8 protein-coding genes are annotated in these 12,728 nt (G+C 45.9%); 3 read left to right on the plus strand and 5 right to left on the minus strand.

Going from position 1 to position 12,728, the window contains the following annotated elements:
* Positions 1–4 precede the first annotated feature (4 nt).
* The gene (locus AC0VYA_RS17455) at positions 5–514 is read right to left on the minus strand and encodes an Lrp/AsnC family transcriptional regulator (protein WP_011576195.1); all 510 of its coding nucleotides are present in this window, start codon (positions 512–514) and stop codon (positions 5–7) included.
* A gap of 213 nt (positions 515–727) precedes the next feature.
* On the opposite strand from AC0VYA_RS17455, the gene AC0VYA_RS17460 reads away from it, so the two are divergent.
* The 3 genes from AC0VYA_RS17460 (at position 728) to AC0VYA_RS17470 (ending at position 5,575) form a co-directional block, all read left to right on the plus strand.
* Entirely contained in the window at positions 728–2,884 is a 2,157-nt protein-coding gene (locus AC0VYA_RS17460) for a TonB-dependent receptor (protein ID WP_475489110.1), read from the plus strand.
* An 86-nt stretch (positions 2,885–2,970) separates the two neighbouring features.
* A complete protein-coding gene (locus AC0VYA_RS17465; RefSeq protein WP_475489111.1) occupies positions 2,971–4,290 on the plus strand; it encodes a cytosine permease in 1,320 nt (439 codons plus the stop codon).
* Between the two features lie 163 nt (positions 4,291–4,453).
* The gene (locus AC0VYA_RS17470) at positions 4,454–5,575 is read left to right on the plus strand and encodes a DUF917 domain-containing protein (RefSeq protein WP_475489112.1); all 1,122 of its coding nucleotides are present in this window, start codon (positions 4,454–4,456) and stop codon (positions 5,573–5,575) included.
* A gap of 106 nt (positions 5,576–5,681) precedes the next feature.
* On the opposite strand, the gene AC0VYA_RS17475 is transcribed toward AC0VYA_RS17470, so the two are convergent.
* The 4 genes from AC0VYA_RS17475 to AC0VYA_RS17490 form a co-directional block, all read right to left on the minus strand.
* Positions 5,682–6,380: a pseudouridine synthase gene (locus tag AC0VYA_RS17475; RefSeq protein ID WP_475489113.1), complete on the minus strand. Its 699-nt coding sequence runs from the start codon at positions 6,378–6,380 to the stop codon at positions 5,682–5,684.
* Positions 6,381–6,504: 124 nt separating this feature from the next.
* Positions 6,505–8,103, minus strand: coding sequence for a tetratricopeptide repeat-containing sulfotransferase family protein (locus tag AC0VYA_RS17480; RefSeq protein ID WP_475489114.1), 1,599 nt, complete (start codon positions 8,101–8,103; stop codon positions 6,505–6,507).
* Between the two features lie 97 nt (positions 8,104–8,200).
* On the minus strand, positions 8,201–10,651 hold the full coding sequence (locus AC0VYA_RS17485; protein WP_475489115.1) for a TonB-dependent receptor: 2,451 nt from the start codon (positions 10,649–10,651) through the stop codon (positions 8,201–8,203).
* Between the two features lie 544 nt (positions 10,652–11,195).
* Positions 11,196–12,728, minus strand: coding sequence for a sulfatase family protein (locus AC0VYA_RS17490; RefSeq protein ID WP_475489116.1), 1,533 nt, complete (start codon positions 12,726–12,728; stop codon positions 11,196–11,198).

Consider the following 12,728-nt stretch of genomic DNA (forward strand, 5'->3'; position numbering starts at 1 on the left):
CCCACTAAAACTCAGGGCTTTCATCAATCCATTTAAGGTGCGCCAACGGATACCCCAAAAACCACTTGGCTCTGTCTAATACGATGCGGGTTTTAATGTGTTTGATCGACAATTCAGGGTTATCACTTAATTCAGTGCACGCTGCGTTGAGCGCTTTAATATCCGGGAAACAACTCAAAGAAATATAATCCACGTCTCCACTGAGCTGCATGCAATCCATAATGTGAGGCATGTTCTCGATGACGGCGGCGAAGCGTCTGCGAGTGGCAGCAGTGTTATTGTCAAAGGTGAATTCAATATAGGCCAACACATGCTCACATAACTGATCTAAGTTCACGTCAGCATGAGCAGCTCTAAAATAGCCAGCATCTTTGAGAGCCTTCACTCTTTGAAAACAGGCACTTGGCGATAAGTTAACGATTTCTGATAACTCTATATTGGTTAAATCAGCTTGCAGGTGCAGTGTTGCTAGAATTTTTCGGTTGTAACTATCGATTTTAATCGTTTTTTTCATTTCACTACCTGATGGTTGCCTTTTATCCTGGCTGATAAAGGCTGTTCAAACAAAATCTAGCGTTTATGGTCAAGGGTTCAAAAAATAATGCCTGAAACGAGCACGCACAACAAAATATTATTTTGTTTCAATTGTGGAAACTTAAACGACTCAAAATTTGAGCTGCGTTGGAACGGCTCAATATAAAAAATGAACTCCCACTGAGGCGTTAATATGCACAAAAAAGTAAAGCCCTTCATGCAATCTACCCTTGCCCTATGCGTTGGTCTATCGCTTGTTCCCCATGCTTACGCTCAAGTTACTGACTCCCGCGCCTCGGTACAAGCTCAAACAAATGATCTAGAAATTATCTCTATTTCTGCTCGTGGTCGAACAGAGTCCATTCAATCGGTGCCTGATTCAGTCACCGCGTTTTCATCCGATATGATACAAAGCGCACGAATTGCTAATTTCAGAGATGTAGCAAACCTAACACCCAACCTAACGCAGTTAGATAATTTCCGCCCTGGTCTATCGCGCATCACTATTCGTGGCTTGATCACACCTCAAGTGGGCGATCCCCCTCTTGCTTTCGTGGTGGATGGCGTCACCGCATCTGATATTGAATTTATCAACCAAGATTTAGTCGACGTTGAGCGCATTGAGGTGATGCGCGGCGCCCAAGGTGCTTTATATGGTCGCGGAGCCGTGGGCGGTGCAGTGTTAATCACCACAAAACAACCCATTGAAGACTTAGAAGGCAGTGTAAAAGGGTCCTACAGTAATGGGAATGCCTATCATCTAAGCGGTGTATTATCCGGTTCGTTGAACGAAGAAGACAGCGCCTATTTGAGAGTAGGCGGTTATACCAAAAGCAGTGACGGCTTAATCGATAACACGTTTTTAGACGAGGAGGCCGATGCCTTAGATGAGGACTCAGTCTTTGGACAATTGCAATTTGATATATTCGATGACACCCGCTTAAACATTAAAAGCAGATACACCACCAGCACGGCCGGATTTGCGTACTATCAAGGTGTGACCGCTGACATCATCGAAGATTTTTCCATCGACACCTCGCAAAACATAGCAAACCGCGACGAGCGCGATGTGTTCGAGATAAGTGCCAAACTGTCACAGGATTACGCATTGGGTACCTTTGATTTCATCACAGCTTACAGTCAATCCAAGAACGATCATTTCTACGACGGCGACTACTCTGCTGATGCCACTTTTATCGATGAAGCGGACTTATTTCGCGCTCCTTTTGGCACTGCGGGTGAGTCAGACGTGGAATCATTTACGGTTGAGAGCCGCTTCACCTCGCAAAGTGAGCAGCGTTTACGCTGGGCGGTATCTTTGTTTTATCAAGACAGGCAACGGGACACAGTTGTGAGCTTTTTTGATGATTTTGCCGGCGGGGCTTCCCGTAACCGCAGCGACTTCACTGACGAAGAGAAGTACTTAGTTATTGCCGACAACAACAGTAGCAAAGCGTGGGCTATTTCTGGCCAAGTAAACTATGACATTACCGACAAACTGGAATTGACCACTGCCTTACGTTTTGATCAAGACAAACGCGAGTCGTTTGATCCTAATTTTGCTGATGACACCTTCGCGCAAAAAACCTTTAGCCAGTCGCAGCCAAAGGTCACCCTTGCTTACCAAGCAATGCCAAATTTTTTGGTTTATTCAAGTTACTCTAAAGGCTTCCGCAGCGGTGGATTCAATGAGCCAGCAGAAGGCATAAGCCGCACATTCAACAAAGAAGTGTCAGACAGCATTGAAGCGGGCTTTAAAGCCACCTTGTTTGAAAACTCGGTGACCTTAAACGGTGCTGCGTTTGCGATCGACCAAGATGATGCGCAAGTCACGCAATTCAATGTACGCACTTTTACGCTTGAAAACCTCGCCATTGAACGTGTTGAAACCCGCGGAGTTGAGCTTGAACTCGGCGTGGCAGCGACACAGAACTTGGATATTCGCTTCAGCGCAGGCCTGATTGATTCTGAAATTAAAGCATTCTCACGCCAGCCTTCGCTTGAGGGAGAAACCATGGTGTGGGTGCCTGACTACAACTTAGCATTGTCGGCCAACTACCTGACTGAGCTAAACGATACTTGGTCACTCACCTCAAGCGCGTCACTGCAAGTGGAAGGGCCTAAGTCATTCGACATTACCCAGCCGCAAATTCGTTCGTCTCAGTACCGCTTCATCAATGCCAACCTAGGATTACGCAGCGAACAATGGACAATTCAATTGTTTGTGAATAACTTAACCGATGAACGTGCGATCGAGGATATTTTTATATTAGACGATGGTGTTACAGAGTTTGCTCGCCAGCCTAATAAACCTCGCACTTACGGGATTGAAGCTGCATACCACTTTTAGCGTAAACCTGTTTAGCATCCCTAGAGCCACAGCTAAACATTTTTAACAGCCCCAATCAGGGGCTGTCTTTTATAGGTTACTCAAACATGTCAGATAAACACAGCGCTGCAACTGCAACCTCTTTGAACGATTATGCTACAACGCCAGTGCCCCAAAGCGAAACAGTCAGTGGCATTGGGATAGGTATGATAAATGGCGGGCTGGCGTTTGCCGTGCCGGGGCTTATAACAGGTATACAACTGGGAGATGCATTGGGGTTAGCGCAATCGATTTTCGCCTTTCTGCTGGGTGGTTTAGCACTGGCTATTTTAGGCACAGTCACTGGGCTTGTTGGCATGCATAATCGTTTTTCATCCTGCATGACGATTAAATTTGTGTTTGGTACATCCGGGGCGAACGTCATTAACTTTGCGTTTGTGGTTTCTTTGCTCGGTTGGTATGGCATTAACGTCGATTTATTCAGTCAAGTTAGCCAGCAGCTTTTGCTTAAATACACTGATTCTGCCCCAGAGGCATGGCAGCTTGAAACGCTATTTGGTGTGCTGATAACAGTGATAACCATATGGGGTTTTAAAACCATAGAGCGCATCACCAATCTATTGGTGCCTATTTTATTTGCGATTGTGGTGTATTTATTGGTACAGAGCTTTGGCTATGCCCAAACCAACCCTACCCCCGAAATAATGAGCGGCTCACTGACCTTTGGCGAAGGGGTTTCAGCGGTCGTCGGTAGCTTTATTGTGAGTGTGGTACTTATGCCAGATTTCAGCCGCTATGCCGCTAAACCCATCGATACCGTTTACGCATCTTTTCTGCCTTTCTTGCTGATCAACTCTTTTGTATACGTTGTTGCGGCTTTTGCGGGCATTGTTGTGGCCGATAGCGACATTCTATCTGTGATGCTGGTGCTGGGTTTAGGCGGTTTGGCATTCTTTTTATTGCTTATTTCTTGCTGCGTCACCAATGTAATCAACCTTTACAGTTGTGGCCTAGGCATTATTGCCGTGTTCCCTAAATCTAAAGAATGGCAATGCATCGTCGCCGCAGGCGTCTTAGGCACCGTGGTCGCGTCATTTGATCTACTGGACAACTTCACCAATTTCTTGTTTGGTTTATCCATAATTTTCACTCCAGTCGCCGCCATTTACGTGGTGGATTTTTTCATCGTTAGGCGCGGTGAAAAATACACCCTGCAACACCTTACCCACAACCAAAGCTTGAATATACGTGCCATCATCGCATGGCTTATTGGCGTTTCTACCTCAATGGCGTCAAATCAAGGCTGGATCACTATCACCACGATTGAGGTTTTTGATGCCGTGTTACTCACACTGCCTGCCTACTACTTATTATCACGTAGCGAAATCAGAGCTCGCGGCAAGTTAACGGAATCACACCCGCAATAAACGAAATATTATTTTGTTTACCCGTACACATTCGAACAAGTTGTGCGGGTAAACCAACCATTTGCCAACAAATACATTGCGCCACATCACTAATATTTATGCAGCTAAAAAAACACCAGATTGCTCTGGGTAAATGCTTCCCCAGCGCTAAAGAGGATTAAACATGAAACAGTTAACCCGGTTAGACATATCAGACATATTACATGGCTGCGCAGTACTTGGCACCGGTGGCGGTGGTGAGCTCAGCGAAGGTTTTCGCTACATTGAAGCCGCCTTTGCTGAGGGTAAAACCTTCACTTTGGTAGACATCGATGAAGTCCCAGACGGTGAAAAGCTATGTACACCTTATATGCTAGGTGCGCTAACCGCTATTTCTGGGGAAGAAGAGCAAGAATATGCCGCTCTGCCAAGAGCAAGCGGTATTCCCATGTTAGCAGCCTATGAGCGCCTAAAAGCCCTGACGGGTGATGATTATTACGGCACTATTTGCTGTGAGCTTGGTGGCTCTAATACGGCTATCTCCTTTTATCTAGCCGCCATGACAGACGGTTACATTATCGATGCCGACCCCGCTGGGCGCGCCGTGCCTGAAATCACTCACTCAACCTATTATTTCAATGGTTTGCCTGCCGCGCCTATCGTGACGGCCAATGAGTTTGGTGAGTGCTTTATCTGTGAAAACGTTGCAGATGACCAACGCGCTGAGCGTGTTGTGCGCGCCCTTGCTATGGTGAGTCGCAATGACATTGCAGCGATAGATCACGCTTTACCTGTGGAACAGCTTCGCGGTGCAGTGATTCCTGGCACCATCAGCAAAGCCTTAAACGTCGGTCAAGCTATTCGCTTAGCGGTTCAAGAACAAGATGACATTGCCGATGCCATCGCCGATTGCGCCGGTGGCTATGTGGCGTTTCGCGGCAACGTTAGCCAGTTTCATTTTGAGACCAAAGATGGATTCACCTTAGGTACTTTCGACATTCAAGGCCACAGCCAGTACCAAGGCTCGACGTATGCTATTGATGTAAAGAATGAAAACATGGCGGCACGTTTAAATGGCGTAGTAGATGTAACCATTCCTGATCTGATTTGTGTACTGGATGTGGATAACAATGTACCTGTGACTAATCCTTATCACAAAGTCGGGGCTAATTTGGCAGTAGTCATTTTACCTGCGCCGAAGGAGTTCACTGGCGAGAAAGGTCTTTCGGTATTCGGCCCTGCGTACGCAGGGATTGATCAAGCGTACGAATGCGCGGTGAGTAAGCATTTCGCTCAGCTTAAATAAATCGGCCTAATTCAGATATAAGGAGCCCATTTTACGAGTATCTCGCTCGTTAAATTGGCTTTAATATCAATACGCGTTTCATATGAGAAAAGGCATGATTACGCCGTTAAATTACACTTGGAGGAGCAACCGTTTGCCACTCGCCTTGGGCTAAATCTTGCAGCCTATATTGACCAAATTGACTGCGATGCAAGGCTTCAACGTGATAACCGCAAGCGGCAAACATACGCCTCACTTGATGATATTTTCCTTCATTTAACGTCACGTTAGCTACATTTTCACTGATTGTTTCTATTTTCGCGGGCAAGCACTGCTCAGCCCCTTCACCCAATACCACGCCTTTAGCGAATGAATCAATGATGTCACTTTGCAACGGGCTATCTACGCTCACTTGATACACCTTGTCTACGTGGTGCTTAGGGGATGTAAGCTGATGTACTAATTTGGTGTCATCGGTCACTAAAATAAGTCCGCTGGTGTCTTTATCTAATCGGCCGACGCTGACTATTTTTGGGTTTCGAAATTCCCAGCGCTCAGGCAGCAAATCGTAAATACGCATGCCCTCGTTATTGTCATGACTGCACACATAACCTAAGGGCTTATTCAGCATCACGAGAATGCCATCAGGAGCATCAAGGGCTTCGCCGTCTACCCGCACGGTGGCAGGATCAACTTTTAACGCGGGAGATTTAGCGAATTCACCTTTGACGGTAACGCGTTTGTCTTTGAGTAAGTATCGGGCTTCTTTGCGGCTGCAATAGCCTAAATTACTCAGTAGCTGGTCAAGACGTTTAAGGGCGGGCATAGGGCTCCAAGGATGAAATACGAACATTGATAGATTCACAGCACACGTACTAGCATGCTCAGGGGCGCGAAGTATGTCATATAAGGCGAGTACCCAAAAGTACGGTGGCTAAAACAGAGGCGATTTAGGATTCAAATGGGATCTGCTGTTGCTTAAAGAAGGTTTCAAGCGCCTGAGTGTGTTGTCGATAATGCTTCCAGCGGCCGATTGAGGATTGATTGATCGGTTGTCGCACTTGGACTTTGCTGGCCGTCGACACAGGGGCTTGATTGCGCTCTACATGCAAACACTCTTGTTGCCATGACAAACCACAAAATGACAGTAAATCACGAATATTGGTCTCAGGATTGCGCACCAAATCTTGATAATTAAGTAGCTTGAAGTTATCCATGCCCGTGGCCTGCCATTGATGTACCAGCGTGTGAAAGCGACTATAAAATCGCCCGATATTCTGCAAATTATAGGCGTAGGCATAGTACGGGCTATTCAGTGAAAACAACTGGCGATAATTACCGACACAGGTATCCATTGGGTCTCGTAGTAAACAAATGATTTTTGCATTAGGTAAAGCGCGACGAATAAGGCCAATGTAGAAAAAGTTAAACGGTAGTTTATCCACAAAATGGGGAGTATCTCCCACTATGGCTTGCGTGCGTTGAATATACCGCTGGCCTATTTTTGCAGGCTCAATTTGCATGGCTTTGCGCAATGTTTCTACGTCTAACACCGTGGGTGATGGCGTTTTGGCTAACTCTTTCACTGCCACGCCAAAATCTTGTAGTTCTCCCGCTGATAACACCTCACTATGATTACTTAAGATACGTTCAACTAACGTGGTGCCAGAACGAGGCATACCCATCACAAAAATGGGCTGGTGCGAGCTATCACCCGCTTTAGCATAATCACCCGCTTGAGAATAATCGCGGTCTAAATCCTTGAGCTGGGTTTGCTCTACGCAATCGAAAAATGCGGCATCGTCGGCAAATTCATAACCGATACTCGCCAGCTTCGCGCTTTTGGCATTTTCAAGTACATCAAATGCGCTAGTGTAATCTTTTAGTCCTTCGTATTCTTTAGCCAGTGCGTGGGCAATATGCATGGCACCATCAACCGTTTTGGTGCGTTTCGCAGCGGCTCGAAGACGTGGAATATGATTGTTATCGGCACTGATGCCACCTAAGTCTGCCAAAGCAAAGTGCGCTTGGTGATAATCTGGAGCGATGCTAATGGCTCGCTCAAAATGTGCTCTAGCATCCTCAAACTTACCTGCGAATTTACTCGATACACCAGCGTTGTAGTAAAAGTGCGCATTATGTTTATCTAGCGACAACGCCTTACTGAAATACCCCAATGCTTTTTCATGCTGGCCAACTCGGCTAAGTGCTACGCCTAGTGTATCAAGCGCAAGGGGCTTGCTGAGCTGTTCAAGAGGCGCATTTGCTGTGGCATCAAGCACAGATTGTGATTCACCGCGCAATGAATGGCATTTGGCTAAATAGGCAAAGTATTCAGCTTGCGGCGCGATGGCATTCGCTTTTTCAATTAACTTAATCGCCTTGGCAATTTGACCGACTTCGAGGTTGATCATAGCCAATAAAAAATAACCATCGTGATCGCATGGATCCTGTTTCACGATCTGTACGCACACGCTATGGGCTTTAGCAAAATCACGCTGATTAAGCGCATAAATGGCTTGTTGATGCAGTTGCTTAATGTCTAGCATAGGTTTCTTGTCACTTTATATGGAACTGGGCTGCTTTGTTCTGTCATAAAAAAGGGCACTGAGTGCCCTTTTTATGCATTAAGAATTTTAGCCTAAACTACATCTCAAATTGATAGTTAAATTTAAGTCCGACCGTGCGCGGTCTCTCTAAGTAATGACCATAGTAACGCAATATATCACCTCGGTTCGAGTTAGTATCAGGGGCTACCGCCAAACCAATATCACCCAAATCATTTCGTGATGAGCTCACGGCGTATTTGTCAAAGAGGTTGTCCACGTAAAGGGTGACCGACCAATCTTCGTCAGACAAAGACGCGCTTAAATTACTTAGCGCATATCCCGATATCACTTCACCTGATTCGTGCAGGCCTATTTTTGAGTAAATATCGCTTTGCGCCGTTAGGCCGTAGGTCACATCTAATAATTTATCGCCAAACACTTCTGTAGAGTATTTAACTCCAAGGGAGAATTGGTGCTCCGGCGAGCCTGGTAGGCGATCGCCGTCAAGGCCATCAGAGTCATCGAACAACTGAGCTACATCTTCGGTCAATTCAGCTTTGGTGTAAGCATAAGTGGCATAGGCACTGAATTCATCGCTAAAAATTGCGCGTGACATCATCTCAACGCCTTTTGAATTAGCTTTGCCGGCATTAACCAAAATAGTCTGCTGACCATTTTCCGTGGTGCCCGTGACTTGAGCGTCATCCCAATCCACGTTGAACAATGCCATATTGAAATGGAATCTGTTTTTTAGCCATGTGCTTTTTAAGCCAAGTTCGTAATTGGTTGTGGTATCAGGTGCGTAAATTTGCTCGTTGGGCAAAGCGCAGACTTCTTGTGTATCCCCTGATAAGTCAGGAGGACAAGCCCCCACACCGTTTGAACCACCAATACGAAAGCCTTCACTGACCGTAACGTACCCCATCGCATCAGACGTGATTTGATAACTGGCGTTAAACTTAAACAAACTCCCACTGTCGTCGGCTTCATTTTCAAGGGGGATCAAGATAATTTCATCCCCTTGCCTAAAGTCTTCTGCACCTTCTTCAACCGAAATAGAGGTATACAACAAAGGTAAATCAACGTCAGATGCGGTTTCTAAATCGTATTGATAAAAACGAGCCCCTAAGGTGATATCTAATTGCTCAGTGACCGCATAACTTACTTCCCCATACAGGGCTTTTTCAGTTACTTCTGTTTCATCAAACGATATGTATTCGAGATCATCAGTACGTAAATTGCCTCCTGTTTCCCACGTCTCTATCGCATATTCATCGAAGTTCGGCGTGAACTCTAAGCTTCTGCCGTCGCTTTCAATCTTGTTATAAAAAACACCCGCGATCCAACTTAGGTCAGAATCATTTTTAGATACCAAACGTAGCTCTTGAGTGAAGATATCTCGATTGTCTTCTTCTCTGGTGTAACTCGAAAACGCAGGAAACTCTTCATAGCTATAGGCAAGGCGGATCAATAAATCGGTTTGATCTCGCTGACCAACCGCTTCGAACGTGGATTTTCCTGTTGCGGAGACCAACTCAGCAAACCCCAAATCAACGGAGAGCTCTAAACTGAGCAAGTCGTCTTCTTTTTCACGGGGCTCTTCGTAGCGATAAGCTGATTCGTACTTTCCGATGATGTCATTCAAACCATTATCTGGCGATAATCCGTTGTAATGAACAATAGAGCGCCCTTCCACTTCTTGCTTTTGATACATATAAGTCAGTGTGGCGTCAATGTTTTCGGTGGGTGTCCAGCGCAGGGCAACGCGGCCTGAAAGGGTATCTTCGCCGTTCGCATCTTTTTTCGAGCGCAGGTTACTGTCAACATCGCTTGCATCTGTCCAATCAGGATCAGCAATGGAAACCCCACCTTCACGCACTAGGTAGTTATAATCAACAAAACCGGGATCATGGAATTTGTTTAGCGACATACGCACGCCAAGCACGTCTTCAATCAAAGGGGTATTGAAAACAAAGCCCCCCTCTGCACCGACACTATCGCTTTCATTTACGCTAAACACATTGCCTGTGACTTCACCAGAGGTAACATCTAACTCTACCTTATTAGGCAAATAACGAATGGCTCCGCCTAGGGTGCCGGCGCCGTAGAGGGTACCTTGTGGACCGATTAATACTTCAACGCGCTGAATATCGTTCAAGCGCATATTAATGAATAGGGGAATTTCACCCACATAAGTTGATACGGTGCCGCCGTCTGAACTTGGGCCTGAAGAGTTGGTATTTAACCCACGTACGATAATAGGAGAGTCATTACGCCCGCCCTGATCAGTAATGGTTAAACCCGGAACCCAGCGGGCTACATCGTCTAAGTCGGCGATATTTTGCTCAGCCAAGGTATCAGAAGTCAGGGCGGTAATGTTCAACGGTGCTTCCTGCAATGAACCAGCGCGGCGTGTCGCTGTGACTTCGATAGTTTCAATTCCATTCTCTGCGCTTTGCGCCATAACCGATGGGATTGGTGCAAACGTGGCTGAAACTGCCAAAGCAATTGATGTGTGTTTTGTTAGGAAGCGTTTAGTGATCGCCATGTATGTGTTTCTCTTTTTTGTAGTGAACGGTTTTAATTGTGAACAGTTGCGTAATTCGATGTTAATCCCAGCTAGCACAGCAGGTTTCATGCCTGCTTTTCTGATACGTTAGTGCATAGTCCGAGTGAAAAAAGCGCCGAAAATCTGCGTTATACAGATATTTATGCACTAATTGTGGTTTTCTATCGCGATAAATTTAAAGCGCACCTTAATGATGCATTGTGTAATGAAACTCAACTAATCTTTGCAAATATTGAGGTTTAGCTACGAATAAAGTGGATTAAACTGGAATACGCACCAAATATAAGTGGTTAATCGTGCATAACTATTCACCTTTCACTAAGCAGTTTCCTCTTGCACCACTATTTCCAGCACCGAATTGCGTGTTCGAGCGCATGATAGAGCGCGCTAACTCCTCAGCAAAGTACACGAAGATAGTTGAACGCGCTTTTCAGACATAAATCAGAGGATAGAATAGATAGAAAACGATCGATTAAGGGTTAGAGGCTTACCATGGGCTGGTAAGCCTTAAAAAGTAGTAAGTTTATTTAATCGCTTGAAGCTCGGCTGCCAACGCTTTCTCTAATTGGGCTTGATATAGCGTTTGGTAAAATTCAGCACGGCGCATTTTGTAAGGCTCATTTTGCAGTAATATATTTTGTTTGTTGTACTTGTTCCATTCATTCCATAGCGTGGCAAGCTCGGACTGTTCTTTGGGCATAGCACCATTTAGGTTGTGCGATTCGTATGGGTCAGTCTGCATATCAAAGAAGCTCTTTCCGACTCCTGGCAATGGTTGATTCAAGTACTTGAATTCAGGGGTACGCACAGCCCACAAATCACTGGCTTCTTCTAAGCGCCAAAATAACGCGGGATGCGGTGATGCGGGGTTTTCACCGTTAATATGGGGCAGTAAATTTACTCCGTCTAACTTCGCCTGACTCACGTCGGCTCCCGCTAAGGCCAACGAAGTTGCAGCAATATCCAAAGACGAAACCAATCCGGAATATTCGGATTTCAAGCTAAAACCGGCTGGCCAGTGGGCAATAAATGGCACATGCACGCCGCCTTCGGTTAGGCTCACTTTACCACGGCGAAAGGGGGCATTATTCGCCCAATCTGAATCTGGCATCCACTCTTCTGGATACACGCCACCGTTGTCTGACAGAAAGAAAATTAAGGTGTTATCCAGCTTATCGCTTTGTTTAAGGGCGGCAACGATACGCCCAACGCCTTGATCCATAGAATCAATCATGGCGGCATAGGTTCTGCGATCCAAATCGGCGATATGCTGGTATTTGGCCAAATCTTGCTCGGTAGCTTGTAAAGGAGAATGCGGAGCGTTATAGGCCACGTACATCATAAATGGCTGCTCAGTAGCGGATACAAAGCGTGCAGCTTCTTTGCTAATGGCCGTTGTAAGATACTCGTTTAACTGAGCGGGCTTACCATTGCGTGACAACGCAATACTGTACTCAGCACTACTCACTTTAACCGACTCCGGAAAGTAATCATGCCCACCACCTAAAAAGCCAAAGAACTCGTCAAAGCCACGATTGTTAGGATGAAAATTAGGATGTGAGCCCATGTGCCACTTACCCATGACCGCTGTTTTGTAGCCTGCTTGTTGCATGCGCTTGGCGAACGTTAGTTCTTCGACCGGTAAGCCCATATACGGATCGTCAGGAGAGTGGGCTGCGTTTACTTCCATGCCGAAGCGCGCCTGATAACGCCCTGTTAGTAATCCTGCTCGCGAGGGGCCACAATATGGATGGGTTACATAGCCATTTTTAAACACCACACCATTGTTAGCCAAGGCATCAATATTCGGGGTAAAGATTTCTTTCGAACCGGTAAAACCTAAATCTGCGTAGCCTAAATCATCGGCTAAAATCACCACGATATTTGGCCGCTCCTTTGCTACTAACTTGTGAGTTCTCTTAGTTTGCGCCGCAAGGTCGCTACTAAATACAAGACCCGCCAAGCACAAAGCCACAAACAATAATGAAAAGAGGTTAAACCGTAGCATCGAATTCGATGTTTGGCGGATCGGTAAAATAGGTAAGTAGTTCTGCAT

Source organism: Paraglaciecola sp. QJM3NY_14, assembly GCF_056173245.1.